The organism is Aquabacterium sp., assembly GCF_014378415.1.
Lineage (GTDB): Bacteria > Pseudomonadota > Gammaproteobacteria > Burkholderiales > Burkholderiaceae_C > Aquabacterium.
Map to the genome: position 1 here is coordinate 13,179 of NZ_JACMNS010000040.1, position 19,725 is coordinate 32,903.

At 64.4% G+C, this 19,725-nt stretch carries 19 protein-coding genes; 18 read left to right on the forward strand and 1 reads right to left on the reverse strand.

Annotated features, from left to right (window positions below):
• Nucleotides 1–18 precede the first annotated feature (18 nt).
• From H7225_RS04165 to H7225_RS04220, 12 genes are all read left to right on the forward strand, one after another.
• Nucleotides 19–504 (forward strand): type VI secretion system tube protein Hcp, encoded by a 486-nt coding sequence (locus tag H7225_RS04165; protein WP_290659526.1) that lies wholly within the window; start codon nucleotides 19–21, stop codon nucleotides 502–504.
• Nucleotides 505–600: 96 nt separating this feature from the next.
• Complete coding sequence (locus H7225_RS04170; protein ID WP_290659527.1) at nucleotides 601–1,092, forward strand: type VI secretion system tube protein Hcp; 492 nt, start codon at nucleotides 601–603, stop codon at nucleotides 1,090–1,092.
• Between the two features lie 11 nt (nucleotides 1,093–1,103).
• Entirely contained in the window at nucleotides 1,104–1,967 is an 864-nt protein-coding gene (locus tag H7225_RS04175) for a type VI secretion system accessory protein TagJ (RefSeq protein ID WP_290659528.1), read from the forward strand.
• A 9-nt stretch (nucleotides 1,968–1,976) separates the two neighbouring features.
• Nucleotides 1,977–2,483, forward strand: a complete 507-nt coding sequence (gene tssE / locus H7225_RS04180; RefSeq protein WP_290659529.1) for a type VI secretion system baseplate subunit TssE — start codon at nucleotides 1,977–1,979, stop codon at nucleotides 2,481–2,483.
• A gap of 10 nt (nucleotides 2,484–2,493) precedes the next feature.
• Nucleotides 2,494–4,368, forward strand: coding sequence for a type VI secretion system baseplate subunit TssF (gene tssF, locus H7225_RS04185; RefSeq protein ID WP_290659530.1), 1,875 nt, complete (start codon nucleotides 2,494–2,496; stop codon nucleotides 4,366–4,368).
• A complete protein-coding gene (gene tssG, locus H7225_RS04190) occupies nucleotides 4,368–5,417 on the forward strand; it encodes a type VI secretion system baseplate subunit TssG (protein WP_290659531.1) in 1,050 nt (349 codons plus the stop codon). The genes tssF and tssG overlap by 1 nt, the downstream gene beginning before the upstream one ends.
• A 30-nt stretch (nucleotides 5,418–5,447) precedes the next feature.
• Entirely contained in the window at nucleotides 5,448–8,210 is a 2,763-nt protein-coding gene (gene tssH, locus H7225_RS04195; protein WP_290659532.1) for a type VI secretion system ATPase TssH, read from the forward strand.
• Nucleotides 8,211–8,243: 33 nt separating this feature from the next.
• Nucleotides 8,244–9,263 (forward strand): M35 family metallo-endopeptidase, encoded by a 1,020-nt coding sequence (locus H7225_RS04200; RefSeq protein ID WP_290659533.1) that lies wholly within the window; start codon nucleotides 8,244–8,246, stop codon nucleotides 9,261–9,263.
• 85 nt (nucleotides 9,264–9,348) lie between these two features.
• Nucleotides 9,349–9,678 (forward strand): hypothetical protein, encoded by a 330-nt coding sequence (locus H7225_RS04205; protein WP_290659534.1) that lies wholly within the window; start codon nucleotides 9,349–9,351, stop codon nucleotides 9,676–9,678.
• 70 nt (nucleotides 9,679–9,748) lie between these two features.
• Nucleotides 9,749–10,729 (forward strand): hypothetical protein, encoded by a 981-nt coding sequence (locus H7225_RS04210; RefSeq protein WP_290659535.1) that lies wholly within the window; start codon nucleotides 9,749–9,751, stop codon nucleotides 10,727–10,729.
• A 91-nt stretch (nucleotides 10,730–10,820) separates the two neighbouring features.
• Complete coding sequence (locus tag H7225_RS04215; protein WP_290659536.1) at nucleotides 10,821–11,828, forward strand: hypothetical protein; 1,008 nt, start codon at nucleotides 10,821–10,823, stop codon at nucleotides 11,826–11,828.
• Nucleotides 11,829–11,836: 8 nt separating this feature from the next.
• The gene (locus H7225_RS04220) at nucleotides 11,837–12,730 is read left to right on the forward strand and encodes a hypothetical protein (RefSeq protein WP_290659537.1); all 894 of its coding nucleotides are present in this window, start codon (nucleotides 11,837–11,839) and stop codon (nucleotides 12,728–12,730) included.
• Here the strand turns inward: H7225_RS04220 and H7225_RS04225 are convergent.
• A complete protein-coding gene (locus H7225_RS04225) occupies nucleotides 12,705–14,072 on the reverse strand; it encodes a type VI secretion system contractile sheath large subunit (RefSeq protein ID WP_290659538.1) in 1,368 nt (455 codons plus the stop codon). The genes H7225_RS04220 and H7225_RS04225 overlap by 26 nt on opposite strands.
• Before the next feature lie 91 nt (nucleotides 14,073–14,163).
• On the opposite strand from H7225_RS04225, the gene H7225_RS04230 reads away from it, so the two are divergent.
• The 6 genes from H7225_RS04230 (at nucleotide 14,164) to H7225_RS04255 (ending at nucleotide 19,723) form a co-directional block, all read left to right on the forward strand.
• Nucleotides 14,164–15,456, forward strand: coding sequence for a tetratricopeptide repeat protein (locus H7225_RS04230; RefSeq protein ID WP_290659539.1), 1,293 nt, complete (start codon nucleotides 14,164–14,166; stop codon nucleotides 15,454–15,456).
• A gap of 15 nt (nucleotides 15,457–15,471) precedes the next feature.
• Nucleotides 15,472–17,469, forward strand: coding sequence for a type VI secretion system tip protein VgrG (locus H7225_RS04235; RefSeq protein ID WP_290659540.1), 1,998 nt, complete (start codon nucleotides 15,472–15,474; stop codon nucleotides 17,467–17,469).
• A gap of 6 nt (nucleotides 17,470–17,475) precedes the next feature.
• On the forward strand, nucleotides 17,476–18,681 hold the full coding sequence (locus tag H7225_RS04240) for a DUF6861 domain-containing protein (protein WP_290659541.1): 1,206 nt from the start codon (nucleotides 17,476–17,478) through the stop codon (nucleotides 18,679–18,681).
• Nucleotides 18,682–18,692: 11 nt separating this feature from the next.
• Nucleotides 18,693–19,151 carry a hypothetical protein gene (locus H7225_RS04245; RefSeq protein WP_290659542.1) on the forward strand — a complete coding sequence of 153 codons (459 nt, stop codon included), beginning with the start codon at nucleotides 18,693–18,695 and terminating at the stop codon, nucleotides 19,149–19,151.
• Nucleotides 19,152–19,253: 102 nt separating this feature from the next.
• Nucleotides 19,254–19,535, forward strand: a complete 282-nt coding sequence (locus tag H7225_RS04250) for a hypothetical protein (protein WP_290659543.1) — start codon at nucleotides 19,254–19,256, stop codon at nucleotides 19,533–19,535.
• Complete coding sequence (locus H7225_RS04255) at nucleotides 19,532–19,723, forward strand: hypothetical protein (protein ID WP_290659544.1); 192 nt, start codon at nucleotides 19,532–19,534, stop codon at nucleotides 19,721–19,723. Before H7225_RS04250 ends, H7225_RS04255 begins: the two co-directional genes overlap by 4 nt.
• The last annotated feature ends 2 nt before the right edge of the window (nucleotides 19,724–19,725 follow it).

The following is a 19,725-nucleotide window of genomic DNA, read 5'->3' on the forward strand; positions in this document are numbered from 1 at the left end:
GCAATTTAGGAGCACACCATGGCTGTAGACATGTTCATCAAGATCGGCGACGTCAAAGGCGAATCGCGCGACAAGACCCACGCGGGCCTGGTCGACGTTCTGGCCTGGAGCTGGGGCATGAGCAACTCCGGCTCGGCCCACACCGGCGGCGGCGCTGGTTCCGGCAAGGTCAACGTGCAGGATCTGTCCTTCACCAAGTACATCGACAAATCGTCGACCAACTTGATCCTGGCCTGCTGCAAAGGCACCCACTACCCCGAAGCGACCCTGATCGTGCGCAAGGCCGGCGACAAGCCGCTTGAGTACCTCAAGATCACCCTGACCGAAGTGCTGATCACCTCGGTGAGCACCGGCGGCAGCGGTGGTGAAGACCGCCTGACGGAAAACGTCACGCTGAACTTCGCCAAGTTCAAGGTGGCCTACCAGCCGCAAGACAAGACCGGCGCCAAGGAAGGCGGCGAAGTCCTCGCGGTCTACAACATCGCCGAAAACGTCGACGCCTGATCCTCGATCAGACCGCCGATTTCTTGAAGGGCAAGGGGCTGGCCCCTTGCCCTTCAATGGTTTGAATCCATCGCACGCCATTGGCAGAGGTCCCTTATGTCCCTGGGTGACATGTTTTTCAAAGTCGATGGCAGCCGCTCCGGCGCGGTCAAAGGCGAAGCCAACGACACCGCCCACGCTGGCGAGATCGACATCCTGGATTGGTCATGGGGCATGCGTTCGCCCTCGGCCATGGGTGGCGGTGGCGCCGCAGGCAAGACCGCGCTCGATGCCCTGAACATCACCAAGCGCGTGGACAGTGCCTCGACGGCCCTGATGTCCGTCATGCGCAACAACGAATTGATCAAGAAAGGGGTGCTCACCGTTCGCAAGTCCGGCAGCAAGCCTGTTGAGTACTTCATCGTGACGATCGAGAACGCGCGCATCACGTCCTATGACGTGGCCACCGTCGACGGCGCCGCCCATCAGATGGTGGAGAAGCTCAGCCTCAGCTTCCAGAAGATCTCGATCGATTACTACCCACAAGACGGCACGGGCTCGCGCAAAGGCGGCTCCAACTTCTCCACGGACGTGGGTCCCAACACCTGACCGGGCTCGACATGAACGCACCTTCCACCGCACTCTCAGCCCCCGAAGACAGCCTGCGCGCAGGCGATCCCCAGCAGGCGCTCAAGCAACTGCAAGACCTGATCCGCGGCAAGCCGGGCGACGCCAAGCTGCGGGTTTTTCTGTTCCAGCTGCTGTGCGTGCTGGGCCAATGGGAGCGTGCGCTCAACCAGTTGAACGTGGCCACCGAGCTCGATGCCTCCACCCTGGCCATGGCGCAGACCTACCGCGAAGGCATCAAGTGTGAGCTGCTGCGCGCCGAGGTCTTCAAGGGCCTGAAGGTGCCGATGATCTTTGGTCAGCCCGAGCCCTGGCTGGCACTGCTGATCGAAGCGCTGCTGCGCGAAGGCAAGGGCGAGCACGCCGATGCCAAATCGCTGCGCGACCAGGCGTTTGAGCAAGCCCCCGCCGTCAGCGGCACCGTGGGCCAGGGTGATGCCGCACAAGCCTTCGAGTGGATCGCCGATGCCGACATGCGCTTGGGCCCAGTGATTGAGGCCGTCATCAATGGCAAGTACTACTGGGTGCCTTTCTCGCGCCTGAGCGCGCTCACCATCGACCCGCCCGAAGATCTGCGCGATGCCGTGTGGATGCCCGCGCACTTTGTGTTCGAGAACGGCGGCGAATCGGTGGGCCTGATCCCCACGCGCTATGCCGGCTCCGAGGCCAGCCTTGATGGGCTCATCGCCCTGTCGCGCAAGACCGATTGGGTCGAATCGACACCCGGCTTCTACACCGGCCTGGGCCAGCGCCTGTTCACCACCAACGAGGGCGACACGCCCCTGATGGACCTGCGCAGCATCACCTTCAACGCGACGCCGTCCGACGCCACGGACACGGCCGCTGCGGCCGAGTAAGCACCCGCCATGGCCGAGCAGACGCCACAAGAACGCTTGCAGCCGGCGCTGCTGGACCGCTTGATGGACGACAACCCGGACGTTCAGGTCGAGTCGCGCGAGATGCGGGTCATGTCCCGCAACCGCATGCGGGACGCCGTGCTGCGCGACTTGGCCTGGCTGTTCAACTGCACCCAGATGTCGGGCGACTTCAACTGGCCCGCGCACCCGCATGTGCAACGCTCGGTGCTCAACTTCGGGCTGCCCACCTTGTCGGGCGAGACCGCCTCCACCCTGGACGTGGTCGATCTGGAAACGCAAGTGCGCCAGGCCCTGCTGGATTTCGAGCCGCGGATCATGGCGTCCACCCTGCAGGTCAGCGCCCTGATGGACGAAATGACGATGGACCACCACAACGTCATCAGCTTTCGCATCACCTGCAACCTGTGGGCGCAGCCCGTGCCCTTTGAGCTGATGCTGCGCACCGAAGTTGATCTGGAATCCGGCCAGGTTGAAATCAAAGAACTGACACGGTAAGAAGAGCCCCATGGACCCGCGACTGCTGCGCTACTACAACCAGGAACTGCAGCATCTGCGCGAGATGGGGGCCGAGTTCGCCCAGCAGTTTCCCAAGATCGCCGGTCGCCTGGGCATCGATGGCATCGAGGTCAACGACCCGTATGTAGAGCGCCTGCTAGAGGGCTTTGCCTTCCTGACCGCGCGCGTGCAGCTCAAGCTGGACGCCGAGTTCCCGCGCTTCACGCAGCGCCTGCTGGAGATCGTGCACCCGCACTTTTTGGCGCCCACGCCGGCCATGCTGATCGCGCAACTGCAGCCCGACCTGGGCGACAGCAACCTGGCGCGCGGCGTGATCGTGCCGCGTGGCAGCCCGATGCGCGGCAGCCAGTTGGGCAAGGACGAAACACCTTGCCAGTTCCGCACCGCGCACGACGTGACCCTGTGGCCGCTGGAGATCACCGGCGTCGAGTACTTCAGCTACGCGGCCGACCTGCCCTTGTCCACCTTGCCCGTGGGCCGCAAGGTCAAAGGTGGCCTGCGCCTGAAGCTGCGCACCACCGCGGGCGTCAACTTCAGCCAGCTGGCCTTGAACGACCTGCGCCTGCACTTCAGCGGCAGCGACGACATCGCCTACAAGCTGCACGAGCGCGTGCTGGGCAGCACCATCGGCACGCTGGTCATGCCAAGCGGCAAAGGCAGCACGCAGCACACCTTCTTGCCGGCCACCACCGTGCAGCCCGTGGGCTTTGACGACGAGCACGCGCTGCTGCCCTTGAGCCTGCGCGGCTTCTCGGGCTACCGCCTGCTGCAAGAGTACTTCGCTTTTCCGCAGCGCTTTTTGTTCTTCGACCTGAAGGGCGTGGGCGACGCACTGCGCGCACAGGGCGGCACCGAGGCCGAAATCGTGCTGCTGTTCGACCGCGCCGATGCCTCGTTGGAGAGCGTGGTCGATGCCAGCAACCTGGCCCTGAACTGCACGCCCGCCATCAACCTGTTCGAGCGCCGCTGCGACCGCATCCACGTCACGCCCACGCAGAACGATTACCACGTGCTGGTGGACCGCACCCGGCCGATGGACTTCGAGATCTACGACCTGCTGGAGGTGAACGGCTATGGCGTGGGCATCGACAGCGAGCGGCGCTTTTTGCCCTTCTACGCGGCCTTCCACACTGAAGACCGCCAGCACAATGCCTACTACGCCATCCAGCGCGAACCGCGCTTGTTGTCGACCACGCAAAAGCGCAACGGCGCGCGCTCATCCTACGTGGGCACCGAGCTGTACATCTCGCTGGTCGATCCGCGCGAGGCGCCCTACCCCGGCGACCTGCGCCAACTGGGCCTGAGCGCCCTGTGCACCAACCGCGACCTGCCTTTGCTGATGCCCGTGGGCCTGGGCCAGAGCGACCTGACGCTGGATGACTCGGCGCCGGTCAAGGCCATCCGCGTCATCAAGGGTCCGTCCAAGCCTTTGTCGGCCCTGCGCGAAGGCGGCATCGCCTGGAAGTTCGTCAACCAGTTGTCGCTCAACTATTTGTCGCTGCTGGACACCGACGCGCACCAGGGCGCGGCCGCCTTGCGCGAACTGCTCACCCTGTACGCCGACAACGGCGATGGCGGCATGCTCAAGCAGATCGAAGGCCTGCGTTCGGTCAGCACGCAAGCCATCGTGCGGCGCCTGCCCATGCCCGGCCCCATCACCTTCGGGCGCGGCCTGGCCATCAACCTGGAAGTGGACGAGATGGCCTTCCAGGGCCTGAGCGCCTTCCTGTTCGGCGCCGTGCTGGAGAACTTCTTCGCGCGGCACGTGTCGATCAACGCCTTCACCGAAACCACGCTGCGTTCGCAATCGCGTGGCGACATCAAACGCTGGGTGCCACGCGTTGGCACCCGGGCGATCATCTGATGACCACCGAAGTGCGCCCAAGCGATCCGTTCGCGGCCCTGGCCGCCGAGCCGTACCGCTACGACTTCTTCCACGCCTTGCGCTGGATCGAAGCGGCGCACCCGGGCAAGCCGCGGCTGGGCACCGCCCGCAAGCCGTCCGATGAGCCCCTGCGGCTGGGGCAAACGGCCGACCTGGGTTTTGCGCCCAGCACCTTGTCCTCTTTCAAGTACGGCGTGAATGGCGCCATGCCCCGCCTGGAGGTGCGCTTCTTTGGTTTGTTCGGCCCCAACGGCCCCTTGCCGCTGCACCTGACCGAGCACGCGCGCGAACGCATCCTGCACCACGGCGACACCACCTTCTCGCGCTTCGCCGACCTGTTCCACCACCGGCTGTTGTTGCTGTTCTACCGCGCCTGGGCGCAGGCCCAGCCCACCGTCAGTCTGGACCGGCCCAACCAGGACCGCTTCGCCGACTACGTGGGCTCACTGGTCGGCATCGGTGGGCCCACGTGGCGCCAACGCGATGCCGCCCCTGACCACATCAAGCTGTACTTCGCCGGCCACCTGGCGCGCCAGGTGCGCAATGCCGAAGGGCTCGAATCGCTGCTCAGCGGCTACCTGCGCCAACGCGTGCGCATCGAGAGCTTCGTCGGCCATTGGATGTCGCTTCCCGTCAGCGAACGCACGCGCATGGAGCGTGGCGGCAGCATCAGCTCGCAGCTCGGATCAGGCGCCGTGCTGGGCGGCAAGGTCTGGGACCGGCAGCACAAGTTCCGCATCCACATAGGCCCGCTCAGCCTGGCCCAGTACGAAGCCTTTTTGCCCGATGGCCCAGCCATGGCCGGCGTGACCGCGCTGGTGCGCCAGTATTTCAGCATGGAGCTGGACTGGGACGTGCGCCTGCACCTGCGCAGCGCCGACGTGCCTGCCACGCGCCCCGGCCTGAATGGCCGCCTGGGCTGGACCAGCTGGGTGGGCAAGCGCCGCCAGGCTGGCCACGCCGACTCGCTCACCCTTCACCCCGAATCCTGGCGACGACCCTCGCAAGGTCCCCGCGCCGCCGCTTAAACACAAACGATCAGACTGAAAGGATCCCCCATGGGAGAAATCAACCGCGTCACCTTGTTCGGCAAACTCAACAGCACCGGCTACAAAGCCGTCGAGGGCGCCACCGTGTTCTGCAAACTGCGGGGCAATCCTTATGTCGAGCTGGAGCACTGGGTTGCGCAGATCGTGCAGAACCCCGACAGCGACTGGCACCGCATCATCAAGCACTACGGCCTGGACACCTCGGTGCTGGCCAAGGACATCACCACCGCGCTGGACCGCCTGCCGCGTGGCGCCACGTCCATCTCCGACCTGTCGGACAACATCAGCCAAACCGTTGAACGCGGCTGGGTCTATGGCTCGCTGATGTTCGGCGACAGCGCCGTGCGCACCGGTTACCTGCTGCTGGGCATGCTCAAGACGAGCTTTTTGCGCAATGCGCTGTTCGCCATCTCGCGCCAGTTCGAAAAGGTCAAGCCCGATGACTTGAGCGAGAACCTGGCCAAGATCATCGAAGGCTCGCCCGAAGACGGCCTGGGCGCCAGCGATGGCTCCGGCATTGGTGGTGCGCCCGGTGAAACCAGCGGCGCGATTGCGCCCGCGCAAATGGGCAAGCAGGAAGCCCTGAAGAAGTTCACGGTGGACCTGACCGAGCAAGCCCGCAGCGGCAAGATGGACCCCATCGTTGGCCGCGACGACGAGATCCGCCAGGTGGTCGACATCCTGATGCGCCGCCGCCAGAACAACCCCATCCTGGTCGGTGAGGCCGGGGTGGGCAAGACCGCCGTGGTCGAAGGTTTCGCGCAGCGCATCGCGCGTGGCGACGTGCCGCCATCGCTGAGGGACGTGGAGCTGCGCTCGCTGGACGTGGGCCTGCTGCAAGCCGGCGCCAGCATGAAGGGCGAGTTCGAGCAACGCCTGCGCGCCGTCATCGACGAAGTGCAAGCCAGCCCCAAGCCCATCATTTTGTTCGTGGACGAAACGCACACGCTGGTCGGCGCGGGTGGTGCCGCCGGCACAGGCGATGCCGCCAACCTGCTGAAGCCTGCCCTGGCGCGCGGCACCTTGCGCACCGTGGGCGCGACCACCTTTGCCGAGTACAAGAAGTACATCGAAAAAGACCCCGCGCTGACCCGCCGCTTCCAGACCGTGACGGTGGACGAGCCCACCGAAGAACGCGCCATTTTGATGATGCGCGGCGTAGCCTCGACCATGGAAAAGCACCACAAGGTGCAGATCCTGGACGAAGCACTGGAAGCCGCCGTCAAGCTGTCGCACCGCTACATCCCCGCTCGCCAACTGCCCGACAAATCCGTCAGCCTGCTGGACACCGCCTGCGCGCGCGTGGCCGTGAGCCTGCACGCCACGCCCGCTGAAGTGGACGATTGCCGCAAGCGCATCGAGGCTTTGCAAACCGAGCTGGGCATCATTGGCCGCGAGAAGGCCATCGGCATCGACATCGGCAAGCGCGAAAGCGATGCCACCGAGCTGCTGGCCGGAGAACGCATGCGCCTGGCTGGCCTGGAAGATCGCTGGAACGCAGAGCGCGCCCTGGTCGATGAACTCCTGGCCTTGCGTGCCAAACTGCGTGCCGGCATCCGCCCTGTCGAAGGCACAGGCAGCCCGTTGGAAGCCGCCGCCGAAGCCGTCGCGGCCGTCGCGGCCGTCGCGGCCGTCGCGGCCGTTGAAGCGCCCGTGCAAAGCGCCGAGCAGGTGGAGGCCGAACGCGTTGCCCTGCTGGCCCAACTGAAGGAAGTGCAAGACAAGCTGACCACGCTGCAAGGCGAGACTCCGCTGATCCTGCCCACGGTGGATTACCAGGCCGTGGCTGCCGTGGTTGGCGACTGGACCGGCATCCCCGTCGGCCGCATGGCGCGCAACGAGATCGAGACCATCCTGAACGTGTCGTCCTTGCTGGCGCAACGTGTGATCGGTCAAGACCACGCGATGGACATGATCGCCAAGCGCATCCAGACCTCGCGCGCGGGCCTGGACAACCCCAGCAAGCCCATCGGCGTGTTCATGCTGGCGGGCACCTCGGGCGTCGGCAAGACCGAAACCGCGCTGGCCCTGGCAGAAGCCCTGTATGGCGGTGAGCAGAACATGATCACCATCAACATGAGCGAGTACCAGGAAGCGCACACCGTGAGTACCCTGAAAGGCGCGCCGCCCGGCTACGTGGGCTATGGCGAAGGTGGCGTGCTGACCGAAGCCGTGCGACGCAAGCCCTACAGCGTGGTGCTGCTCGATGAAGTCGAGAAGGCCCACCCCGATGTGCACGAGATGTTCTTCCAGGTGTTTGACAAGGGCTTCATGGAAGATGGCGAAGGCCGCTTCATCGACTTCAAAAACACCTTGATTTTGCTGACGACCAATGCCGGCACCGACCTGATCGCCGGCCTGTGCAAAGACCCGGACCTTATGCCCGACCCCGAAGGCATGGCCAAGGCTTTGCGCGAGCCGCTGCTCAAGATCTTCCCGCCCGCGCTGCTGGGCCGCCTGGTCGCCATCCCCTACTACCCGCTGTCGGATGTCATGCTGGGCCAGATCGTCAAGCTGCAACTGAACCGCGTCAAAAAGCGCGTCGAGGCCCGCTACAAGATCCCCTTCAACTACAGCGAAGACGTGGTCAAGCTGGTGGTGTCGCGCTGCACTGAAGGCGAATCGGGCGGCCGCATGATCGATGCGATCCTGACCAACACGATGCTGCCCGATGTCTCGCGCGAGTTCCTTACGCGGATGATGGAAGGGCAGCCCGTGGGTGGCGTGACCGTGGACGTCACCAATGGCGAGTTCTCGTACAACTTTGCCTGAGTTGCTGTCGGAATCAACCAAAAGAGGCACCCCATGGCCACCCGATTTTCTGAAGCCTACGCCGAGGTCATTTCAGGCCTCGGCAGCAAGAAGTTCTCCAGCGACAAAGAGTGGCAGGCGTTCATCGTCCGGGCCCGCAAACTGGCCGGCGCCGACGGCTTCGAGATTGGCGAGGCCAGCTTTGTGGACGAGTTGCGCAAGCACTTGTCCAAAGCCGCGGTGAAAGGCAGCAACGAGGCTGTTTCGTTGTTGAAAGCGGCAGGCGAGGACTTGAGCGGCACGGGCTCGGGCGCCACGGTGGATGGCGAGCTGGCCAAGCGCCTGGGCGCGCTCAAGACCTTGCGACACACTTACCTGCTCAAGCGATTTGGCGGGCACAAGGTGTGGTGCCTGTCGCTCCCGACCTCGTTCACCGACTGGCCCCACGAGGCGCTCAAAGGCGGCATCGCCAACGTGTCGACCAAGCTGGTGGACCAAAGCGAGCGCTTCACGCTGGAGCAGCGCAAGCACCTGAGCAATGCCTCGCAAGAAGGCCTGAAGTGGGTGCACAAAGCCATGTCGGTGGCCAGTAGCCCGAATAACAAAGCCAACTTCGCGCTGATTGAGCGCTGGTTCGCCGACAACAACAGCAAGGACACTGACATCGTCGCGGCCGCGGGCGTGCTCAACGCCGGACTGAAGAAGCTGTCGGCCAAGCTGAAGTCCGGGCGCCTGATCTACACCGATTCGGTGTCAGAGCGCGGCACCGCCGAGAACGCCGGCGCCGAGGCCTTTGTGTGGGGCGACCCGCTGGACGTGGTCTACATCGAAGAAGAATTCTTCGGCTCACAGAACACCTTGAGCGGCCTGACCAACTGGACGCGCATCGTCGTGCACGAGTTGACGCACCGCGAACTCCAGACCAAGGACCACGCTTACGAACACCAAGGCATCAACCCCAAGAAGCTGAACGCCGCCAAGGCCCTTGAGAACGCCGACAGCTGGGCCTGGTTCTGCGCGGACTGCGCGGGCGCCTTGCACGACGGGGTGGTCAAAAGTGCGCTGGAACGTTAAACCGTGGTGCCTGCTGGCCGGCTTGGCCAGCCTTTCGGGCTGCGTGATCAGCGCGCCGTCTCACCCCCCTCAGGAGCAAGTCATCATGCAAAAATCAGGCAGCCGCATCCCCGCCCCCACCGTCCCGCCCGTGTCGATTGGCGGCGTGCGCTATGAGCAGGTCAGGAACGGCCTGAGCGCTGGCTTCGAACAGATGGGCGGCTACCTCGCGGCCGTCGATGAAACCACTGGCTCACAGCTGTGGACCTTGAAGGTCTATGACAACCAGCGCGTGCCTGGCAAAGAGGGCGATGTGCAGGACGTGTTCTTCAAGTCGATGAGCTTGCAGGCCAACGGCCAGTTGCTCATCCAGAACGAACGCGGCGGCCGCTTCCTGGTCGACCCCAAAACGCAGACAGTGAGCACGGCGCCCTGATCGCGCTGAAGTCACGGCGAGTCACCCGTCTGGAATGATTTTGATGCCCACCTGATTGAAAGACCCCGCCATGCCTGAAATGCGTTTCCTCAAAACCAAAGACGAGCGGCTCACCGACACGCTGGCCTACGTCAAGGCCAAGCTGTCCACCGTCGACTGGCAAGAGATGGTGGACGAGGTCAACAAGCTGTCGGCTGGCCAGCAGTCGGCCATCGGAGGCATCCTGTCGCTGGGGGCCACGGGCTCCTCGGACGACCGGACCACCAACCGCGAGCCCAGGCGCGCCAAACGCGCCTTGATGCTGGCCACCCGGCTGTTCCTGACCGATCCGGCCTTTCTGGCGATCGAGCTGGCCCGCGTCAAGGTCTTGCCTGAAACTTCAGAGCTGGACCTGCTGGCCGAGTTGCGCAGCTGGTTCATCCTCCCAGGCGTCACGCCTGGCATGGTGGCCGACGATGCCCTGGCCAACATCGCCTCCATGCCCAACTGGCAGAACGTGAACGTGCCGCCTTCTTTGGCGGTGCGCGGGCAGTACAAGCAAGGCGCCGCCTACGAGTTCAACTGCTACAACGCGGTGGTGTTCTGGGCTTTCCAGGCGGGCGCCATCTCGCGCCGCTTCTTGTTCAACAAGCTGCATGGCCAGGACGGCAACCACTTCTTCCCGGTGTTTTCAAGCTGCGGCTGGTTGACCGACATCGAGTACAAGTTGGCCACGCCCCCCGAGCTGGTGACCAACAAGTTCGGAAACGGCAAGTGGATCGTGCCCAAGGGCATGGCCGTTTACTTCGTCACGCCACACAAGGTGTTCGGCCACGTGGCCTTGTCCTTGGGCGACGGCCGGATCATCAGCCAGAACGCCGTCATCCCGGCTTTCCCTGAAAACATCAAGGACGAAGACCGCGTGGCGGTGACCGAGATGAACCACGCCAAGACGCACATCATCAAGATCAAGCACTTCTGGGACATCCACTACAGCCCAATGAACGGTTACCACAAGCTGCAGCACACGGCGACCGGCTTCTGGGAAGCCTTCCTGGTGGCCGAGCGCTGACAACCGGGGCTATTTCGCACTCGATCTGGCGGGCTTGGCCCCCACGGCCGGCCCGGCTCCTCAAACCATTTTTCCAAGGCAGTAACAACCCATGGCCACCACCACACTGACACGCGCTGACTACATCGGCATGGGCGCCATCGCCAATGCCCGTCGCGACCTGCTGCAACAGACCTTCAAGGGCACCCAGCTCAAGTTTGGCTCCACCGACAAGGTGGCCGTCGCCAAGAAGCTGATGACCTCGGCCAAGAAGGCGCGCTCCTCAAGCAAAAAGTTGGCGGGCCCGGCCAAGACCACCACCAGCAGCGTCTCGGCCATCCCGGGCGTTGAAAAGGCGGTGAAGGAGTTCATCGTGCAGTGCGCCGACCTGGAGGGCATCGAGGACGTGATCGAGGCCATCACCTCCGCCGTGCTGGCCGACATCATTGCCGAGATCGTGCCCGTGGTTGGGGTGTTCGTCAGCGGTGGCAAGCTGGTCAAGGCGGGCAAGGCCGTGGTCGAAGACGGCTACAACCTGTACCAGTGCCGCAACTACAAGAAGGGCTTCCTGCGGGGTGATCCGGTGGCCGCGGCCGAAGCGGTGCAGGTTCTCATCCAGCGCGACCTGGCCAAGCACTCGATCCAGCTGGCGCAGCAGGCCACGGCCACCGGTGCCAAGATCGCCGGGCTGTTCGCCGACATGGGCACCGCGACCACGGTCGTCATCGGCCTGGCCAACGCCCTGGCCAGCCTGGGCCTAGAGCTGTTCTCGCTGGGCCTGGCCATCAAGGACATGCGCGCAGGCAACCGCCGCCTGGCCACGCCTGAAACGCTCGACCTCACGGTGTTCGAGGACTGCCCGATCCTGGGCTGCTACCTGCTGACCTGCGCCGACACCTCGTCGGTGGCCAACTTCTTCGTGGCCGACATCGGACTGCCCGGCTGGATGGACAAGGTCGAGAAGATCAAGAAGACCCAGATGGACCCGATGCTCAAGATCGCGCGCAAGAACATCGCCTCGTCGCGCATCCAGCTGGAAGGGCTGTCGCAGAACAAGGCCACGCACCAGAGCAAGGGCTTCTTTGCGTCGATCAAGCGCAAGGCCGCCAAACTAGTGTGAGCCACGCCATGCACCTCGAATGCGTGGTGTGCGGCACCGGGCTCACCACGCGATCACCCGGCGCGGTGGGGCTTTACCCCATCTGCCACGCGGTGCCCTGCCGCATGGTGCTGGACCAGCGGGCCACGATGGGCGAGGCGGCCTTTCAACGGCACCTGCACTGGCGGGCCAAAAATACGCGTGAGCAACGCACCCGAGCCCGCGTCGAGGACGAACGCTTGCGCGTCTGGACGGCGACCGAGTCTGCAGAGAACACGGCCCAGTGGGCCACGGTCGAGGCCGGGATGCCCGGGCATCAGCCGGATCAATTCATGCGGCTGGCACTGCCCAGCGGGCCCGCGCGCCAGCGCAAACTGGCACAGCGCCGCCGTCAACATTACCTTGATCACCTGACACAAGTCATCGCGCAGGCCCTCTTGCCCGGCGATGATGTGCCGCCCTCGGACACCGTGGCCGTTGACACCCAATCAGCATTGCCCGGCCAGGTGTGCGCCCTGTGCCGTGGCGGTTGCTGCACCCGGGGTGGGGACACCGCCTACCTGTCGGCCGACACGGTGCGCCGTTTCATGGCTCAGCAGCCGAACCTGGCGCCCGCGCAGGTGCTGTCGGCTTACGTGGAGCGCCTGGCCGCCAAGACGCAGGTGGGTTCGTGCATCAACCACACGGCCGGCGGATGCACCTTGCCGCGCGAGATGCGCTCGGACGTCTGTAACCGCTACCTGTGCGAATCTCAGAAAGAACTACAAAACCGCCTGGACGAGGCCCCGCCATTGCTGGGCGTGGTGGTGGTCCAGCGCCGCCAAGACCACTGGAGCCGCCACCTGCCGGAAGGCGACAACGGCATTGTTGGCGCGGCCACCATCACCGAATCGGGCATCAGCCCATGGCCTGGAAACTCATGACGCGCACCGCGTTGCGGTGTTTGTAGCTCAGCAGTGGCATGAGGCCCAGGGCCAGCAGGCGGTCGCCCACGGTCTCGCTCAGGTTGGCCTCGGCGCAGGGCAGCAGGTGCTTCTCGCCATCGCGATCGAGCACATAAGCGGGCAGGTCTTCGACATCGCGCAGATCGCCCACGCGCATGTCCCAGCCTCGGTCCATGAAGGATTGGCCAATGAGTTGTGCGCAGGCCAGCGCGCCATTGCCCCACAGGGCCTGCTCGTGCGCGAAAGCAGGCAGCATCTCTTCAAAAGGCCCGGCCGAGATGGGGTCGGTGGCCTGGCCATAGGGCAGGCGCAACAGGATGCGCGGCCAGGCCAGGTGCACGCCAGCGGCCTCCGGGGTGCGCCTGAAAGCGTCCCAGCGCGCTTGCTCGTCAGGGGCCATGCCGGGCCAGTGTGCGGGGTCCGTGCCCTCCGCCAGGGAGGCCAGGCCAACGACGGCCGGTTGGGCGGCGGCCATGAAGGCGCCCCCTGCCTGGCGGGCCAAGGCGCCCAGCGCGGCCAGCAGGCCCAGGTCGGCCACCGAAGGCCCGAATGCCTGCAGGCCCACGACCAGCGCCACGACGGGCTCGCCTTCTTCGTCAGCTTCGGCCAAACGCTGCAATGCATGCGCCAGGCTGGTCTGGCCTTCGTCGCCACTGGCCGCTTCCACCTCGGCCTGCAACTCGGCGCGGTTCACGTCCAGCAGGTACAACTGCAGGTCGCCATCCAGGTCCAGGCTGCGCACCAGCTGTTGAACACCCAGCCAGGCGGCTTCCAGCGATTGGAAGGCGGGGTGGTGCAACACCGCGCGCCACAGATCGCCCTGGGCGGACTGCTGCGCCGCCACAGACTGGGCTTGGCCCGCCGGCACATCGGGCACCAGGGACGGGGCCACGATGCGCTGGATCAAGGCGTCCAGGCCGGTACTGACCGAAGGCTCGGGCTTGCGGCCTAGCAGGCGCTCCAGGGTCGAGGCATCGTCCTCGCGCGGGGCCGCAGCCGACGCGGCCGATGCCAAGGCTGCCACCGGTGCGGCCACGCTCACCGTCGGCAAGCGCCCCGCCAGTTGGTCGGGGTGGAAATCGTCCACCGCGCCAAATGCCAGCTCAAGCCGATCGCCCACAGCGCCCTGCCAAGGCAAGGACAAGGCCGGAGCCAGTCGTTTGAACACCGCCTCGAAGTTGTCGATGTCCACGCGCTGGGGCACACGCTGCGCCAGGTGCTGGGGGTGGACCTGGCCGCGCAGGCCATGGCCGCTGAAGTCACCCAGCACCACGATCCGAAAGGGCCCGTCGTGTAATCCAAAATCCAAACGTCCTGTCATGACCCCACCTCCGAAATAATTGCCGACATAATGGGACATGCCCGCCAAAAGACACTCGAGTTTGCCTGCAAAAGCGCTTCAGCATGTCAGCTTGAAAGACGCTTTGCCCATCGCGATGCAATTGCATCAAAACGGCCACATGGACGCGGCCCAGCAAATGTATGAACGCATTCTGCGGCTCACGCCACGGCAAGCCAACGCGGTGCACTTCCTGGGCGTGCTGCACCACCAGATGGGCCGCAGCGATCAGGCCGTCAAGCACATCCGCCGCTCCATCGAGCTCGACCCCAAGGTGCCCGATTGGCACAACAACCTGGGCAATGTGCTGCTGGAATCAAAACGCCTGGCCGAGGCCGCCGATGCTTACGAGCAAGCGGCCGAGATGTCGCCCGGCAACGCCACCATCCTGAACAACCTGGGCGCCCTGCGTCGTGCGCAAGAGCGCTTTGACGAAGCCGAGGTGGCCTACACCAAGGCCCTGGCCCTGGACGCCACGCGCCCCGAGGCCCACAACAACCTGGGCAACCTGCTGCGGCTGCAGGGCCGCACGCAAGAATCCTTGCAGCACTTCTGCGAAGCCCTGATCCTCAACCCCAAGCAGCACCACGCCCGCAAGATGCTGGGCATCGCGTACTACACGCTCAGGCGTTTCGACGAGGCCGCCAAGGTCTACCGCGAATGGCTGGCCGAAGAACCCGACAACCCGGTGCCCAAGCACTACCTGGCCGCCTGCACTGGCCAGGATGTGCCCGAGCGCGCCGACGATGCCTACGTCGCCAACACCTTCGACGAGTTCGCCGACAGCTTCGACGCCAACCTGGAAATGCTCACCTACCGCGCGCCCCAGCACGTGGCCGACGTGGTCAAGCGCCTGGGCGGCACCCCGGCCAAACAGTGGCGGGTGCTGGACGCTGGCTGTGGCACCGGCCTGTGCGGCCCCCTGATCGCGCCCTATGCGCAGCGCCTGGTTGGCATCGACCTGTCGGGCCAGATGCTGGCCAAGGCCCAGCCCAGGCAGGTGTACGACGAGCTGATCAAGGCCGAGCTGACCGCTTTCCTGCAGTCACAGCACCAAGCCCATGACCTGATTGTGTCGGCCGACACCCTGTGCTACTTTGGCAAGCTGGAAGCGGTGTCCCAAGCCGCGCGGCGCGCCTTGGCCCCGGGCGGCTGGCTGATCTTCACCGTGGAGAGCCTGGACGGTGGCGATGCTGCAGAGCAGTACCACCTCAATCCCCACGGCCGCTACAGCCACCGCAAGGACCATGTCGAGCACGTGCTCGGCCAAGCGGGCTTCGCGCACATTGGGGCCGAAGCCATCCACCTTCGCAACGAAGGCGGCGTGCCCGTGCCAGGCTGGCTCTTCACCGCCCAACACCCTTAACCTCAGGACCCCACCATGCCCGTACCCCCCCGTCTGATGGAGATCAGCACGCCGCTGGGCAACGACGTGCTGCTGATGCGATCCATGTCGGCCACCGAGTCGCTGGGCCAGCTATACGAGTTCAACATCAGCGCGCTGTCTGACGACAAAGGCATCGCGGTCAACGACCTGCTGGGCAAGCCCATCACCGTCAAGCTGGAGCTGACCGATGGCGGCAAACGCGAGTTCAGCGGCATCGTCACGCGCTTTGGCCAGGTGGGCTTTGTGGGCCGCCTGTTCGAATACCAATTGGTGGTCTGCCCCTGGTTGTGGCTGCTCACGCGCACGCACGATTGCCGAGTCTTCCAGAACAAGTCGGTGCCCGACATCATCAAGCAGATCTTCGAGAAGCACTCCTCCGACTTCTCGGACAAGCTGAGCGGCAGCCACCCGGTGCGCGAGTATTGCGTGCAGTACCGCGAAAGCGACTTCAACTTCGTCAGCCGCCTGATGGAAGAAGAGGGCATCTACTACTACTTCGAGCACAAGGACGGCAAGCACACGCTGGTGCTGGCCAACAAGGACAGCGCCCACACGCCCTACGCCGGCCATGCCGACATGGTCTACCGCGAGACACTGTCGGGCGCCATTGACCTGGAGGCGATCACGCGCTGGCAGTTCAACCACGAGATCCGCACCGGCAAGGTCTCGCTGACCGACTACAACTTCACCACGCCCTCGACCAACCTGCTGGCCAGCAACGAGCATGCGCGCTCGCACTCGCATGCCAGCGGCGAGGTCTACGACTACCCCGGCCGGCACCTGGTCAAGGCCGATGGCGAACGCTATGCCAATCTGCGGCTGGAAGGCTTTCAGTCGCTGCACGCCCAGGTGTATGGCGAAGGCAATGTGCGCGGCCTGGTCACCGGCTCGCGCTTCACGCTGAAAGAGTTCCCGCGCGAAGACCAGAACCGCGAGCACATCGTCACCTCCACCCGCATCCAGATGGGCTATGGCGAGTACGAAGGGCAAAGCGGCGCGGCGCCTTACTTCAATTGCCAGTTCACCGCGCTGGACAGCCGCGAGGTGTTCCGCTCGCCCGATCGCGCCATCCGCGTTCGCGTGGCGGGCCCGCAAACGGCCATCGTGGTCGGCCCCAGCGGCGACGAGATCCACACCGACGAGTACGGCCGCGTGAAGATCCAGTTCTACTGGGACCGCGAAGGCAAGAAGGACGCGAACAGCTCCTGCTGGGTGCGCGTGTCCTCGCCCTGGGCGGGCAAGAACTGGGGAATGATCAACATCCCCCGCATCGGGCAAGAGGTGGTGGTTGACTTCCTGGAAGGCGACCCCGACCAGCCGCTCATCACCGGCCGCGTCTACAACGCCGAGCAGACGGTGCCCTACAAGCTGCCCGACCACGCCACGGTCAGCACCCTCAAGAGCCAATCCAGCAAGGGCGGCAGCACATCGACCTCGAACGAGTTGCGCTTCGAAGACAAGATGGGCTCCGAGCACGTCTGGCTGCAAGCCGAGAAAGACTTCCTGCGCAACGTCAAGAATGACTCGTCACACTCCGTGGGCAACGACGAGTTCGTGACCATCAAGAACGACCTGACCGAGAAGGTGGGCAACGACCACCAGCTGGAAGTGGGCAAGGACTTCAAGCACAAGGTGGGCGGCGACATGCACCTGCAAACGGCCACCGACCTGATGATCAAGTCGGGCGGCCAGTACAGCCTCAAGTCGGCCAAGGACCTGGCGGGCGAAGCGGGCACCGGCGTGTCTTTCAAGGCCGGCACCGATGTGCACATCAAGGGCGGCATGAACATCACCTTGGAGGCGGGCGTGATGCTCACGCTCAAGGCCGGTGGCAGCTCCATCGTGTTGGGCCCCGCCGGGGTGTCCATCGTGGGCGCGCCGCTGGTCAACATCAACTCGGGCGGTGGCGGCAGCGGCGCGCAACCCGTGGCACCGGCGGCCCCGGCCGACCCGGCCGCGCCCAAGGACTTCGCGGACCCGCTGGCGTCCTGATCCGCCATGAGCCGCTGGACCAACTGGCTGGGGCCGCTGGATTGCACCGACAACCTCAAGGCTTTGAAAGAGGCTTATGAGATCGGGGTGATGGAGATGCCTGGTGAGGTTTACAAGGAAACGGGCTACCAGCTCAGCCAGTTCCTCGACGCCCTGATCCCCGGCTTGATCCAGGCCCTGATCGCCCTGGCGGCCAGCACGGCGCTGGGCGGTGCGATCGGTGCGTTGGTCGGGGCGTTCTTTGGTGGCGCGGGCGCCATTCCTGGTGCGGTGGGTGGTGCCGCCGTTGGTTTCGACCTGGGGCTGGCGGTGTTGGGCTGGTTGGGGCTGGGCTTCCTGGCCTATTCCATTGGGCACAGCCTGGGCGAGCTCACGGCCCTGCTGGAGCTGGCCGTGCGCCGCGCCTGGGATGCCCCGCAATCACCGCAGCCTCGCATGCAGATTCGACTGGCGGGCAAAGACTTCGCCCGCAGCGGCGCCATCCTGATCCGCCTGGTGCTGCAAGGCATTGCCCTGTGGCTGACCCAGAAAGGCGTCAACAAGATCGGCGAGTTGGTCGCCGAGTTGCGCAAGAGCAAGCTGGGGCCGCGATTTGCGACCTGGGTGGAAGAAAACGCGGCGGCCTTGATGCGGGATCCGAGGCTCAAGCCCCACCGGGGTCAGGGCTCGGCGGCCAAGGAGGTGGTGTCGGAGGCGCAGTCGCCGAGCAAGGTGGCGAACCGCCCGCCAGAGGCTCCGTCCGAATCGCCCCCACCCAAGCCCAAGCCCAAGCCAGCATCCAAGCCGAAACTGAAGCCCGGCAGCCCCGAACACAAGGCGGCCCGCTGGGATGCATACCAGGAACGCGGTGGAAAATGGGACTACGCACGCTGGAGCAAGCAGTACGACACCAACATGCGCAACTACCAACAGGGGTTGGCCCGTGAAGCGGAATACCGCACATCCATGGGAGCCTCCGAAGGTACGGTGAAAACGCCCCTCACCGACCGGCAGATCGACCTGCTGAAGGCCGACGAGATGTACGCAGGGCAAGTCAAGACCGGCCCGGTCAGCCTGACCAAGGAGAATGCACTGGCCATTCAGAAGGATGCAGAGTTGGTCAAGCGCGGCTGGCAAGTCGAGCACATCCTGGAAAAGGGTGCCTCCAAGCCCTACATCGAGGCCTTGGAAAAACTCGGCATCGATTACAAGATCGGCCCTCAAATTCCATGACAGGAATCGCTATGAACAAGACAGAAGCCCAGGACAAATTTGAAGAGTTCTTGATGATCATGGATGATCAGCTGGAAGCCCTAAAAGACGAAGCTGCGAAGAGAGACATCCAGCTGGATTCATCGTTGGCCGATCTGGAACGACTCGAACGGTTGTTCGACCTGATGTCGGAGGGGCTGGATACCGACGCCAAGGCCAGCCTTGTCGTGACCTTCGCCCGACACTTGGGCGAAATCGTGAGGCTCAGGTTCGGGGGCACATGGCACTTGCCCCTGAGCGATGAAAAGAACATCAACTTCAATGCCCCGGTGATCGTGGGCCACACGCCGATCGCCGGCCTGGAGTTCGCGCCACTGTCCGTGATGCGTGCTTATGCCTTGCGCAGAAAACCTGGGACTTTGCGGCGCGCTGTCGAAGCCGACATCCACATCAAGCCCGTTGATCTCAGTGGGCTGATTGAACCTGAGTGATCCACTTACTGCACCCGATTGCCAATGGAGCCCTCCCGGTACGACCCAGACATTGATCATGGACAGGCCTGGATTTTTAATCGGCGGGGGAGTTTTACATCCATGAAAACCAAACTTGAACTGCTAGAAGCATTGCGCGCCTTCGCTCGCGAACTGGAACAACCCCTGACTCAAGGTGAACTAAAGAACGGATGGACATCCGCCGCTCAGCAAGCATTCATTCAACTCACCAACGAGCTGATAAAGAAAATTGAAAACAATGAGCCCCTCCCAAAACCAAGCCTCTCCCGGGGACTTGATTCGTGGGGCGTTACCGATGGTGCGTTGGTAGAGTTGGCAGCCATCCTTTCAAACGCTCTTCGTGAATTCAAGGGCGGGCCATGAGGCTTTCTCACAGGCCTCGCGGATTATCGAAGCGGCGAAAATCCTTCAAGGCCGGCGTGTCCATCGTGGGCGCGCCGCTGGTCAACATCAACTCGGGCGGTGGTGGCAGCGGCGCGCAACCCGTGGCGCCTGCGGCACCGGCCGACCCGGCCGCGCCCAAGGACTTCGCGGACCCGCTGGCGTCCTGATC

Bases quoted from the DNA above. Each gene is read 5' to 3' on its own strand.
- H7225_RS04255 (WP_290659544.1), top strand. From the start codon at position 19,532: ATGAGGCTTTCTCACAGGCCTCGCGGATTATCGAAGCGGCGAAAATCC.
- H7225_RS04245 (WP_290659542.1), top strand. From the start codon at position 18,693: ATGAACAAGACAGAAGCCCAGGACAAATTTGAAGAGTTCTTGATGATC.
- H7225_RS04165 (WP_290659526.1), top strand. From the start codon at position 19: ATGGCTGTAGACATGTTCATCAAGATCGGCGACGTCAAAGGCGAATCG.
- tssF (WP_290659530.1), top strand. From the start codon at position 2,494: ATGGACCCGCGACTGCTGCGCTACTACAACCAGGAACTGCAGCATCTG.
- H7225_RS04170 (WP_290659527.1), top strand. From the start codon at position 601: ATGTCCCTGGGTGACATGTTTTTCAAAGTCGATGGCAGCCGCTCCGGC.
- H7225_RS04220 (WP_290659537.1), top strand. From the start codon at position 11,837: ATGCACCTCGAATGCGTGGTGTGCGGCACCGGGCTCACCACGCGATCA.
- H7225_RS04235 (WP_290659540.1), top strand. From the start codon at position 15,472: ATGCCCGTACCCCCCCGTCTGATGGAGATCAGCACGCCGCTGGGCAAC.
- tssG (WP_290659531.1), top strand. From the start codon at position 4,368: ATGACCACCGAAGTGCGCCCAAGCGATCCGTTCGCGGCCCTGGCCGCC.
- tssH (WP_290659532.1), top strand. From the start codon at position 5,448: ATGGGAGAAATCAACCGCGTCACCTTGTTCGGCAAACTCAACAGCACC.
- tssE (WP_290659529.1), top strand. From the start codon at position 1,977: ATGGCCGAGCAGACGCCACAAGAACGCTTGCAGCCGGCGCTGCTGGAC.
- H7225_RS04250 (WP_290659543.1), top strand. From the start codon at position 19,254: ATGAAAACCAAACTTGAACTGCTAGAAGCATTGCGCGCCTTCGCTCGC.
- H7225_RS04225 (WP_290659538.1), bottom strand. From the start codon at position 14,072: ATGACAGGACGTTTGGATTTTGGATTACACGACGGGCCCTTTCGGATC.
- H7225_RS04205 (WP_290659534.1), top strand. From the start codon at position 9,349: ATGCAAAAATCAGGCAGCCGCATCCCCGCCCCCACCGTCCCGCCCGTG.
- H7225_RS04240 (WP_290659541.1), top strand. From the start codon at position 17,476: ATGAGCCGCTGGACCAACTGGCTGGGGCCGCTGGATTGCACCGACAAC.
- H7225_RS04210 (WP_290659535.1), top strand. From the start codon at position 9,749: ATGCCTGAAATGCGTTTCCTCAAAACCAAAGACGAGCGGCTCACCGAC.
- H7225_RS04215 (WP_290659536.1), top strand. From the start codon at position 10,821: ATGGCCACCACCACACTGACACGCGCTGACTACATCGGCATGGGCGCC.
- H7225_RS04200 (WP_290659533.1), top strand. From the start codon at position 8,244: ATGGCCACCCGATTTTCTGAAGCCTACGCCGAGGTCATTTCAGGCCTC.
- H7225_RS04175 (WP_290659528.1), top strand. From the start codon at position 1,104: ATGAACGCACCTTCCACCGCACTCTCAGCCCCCGAAGACAGCCTGCGC.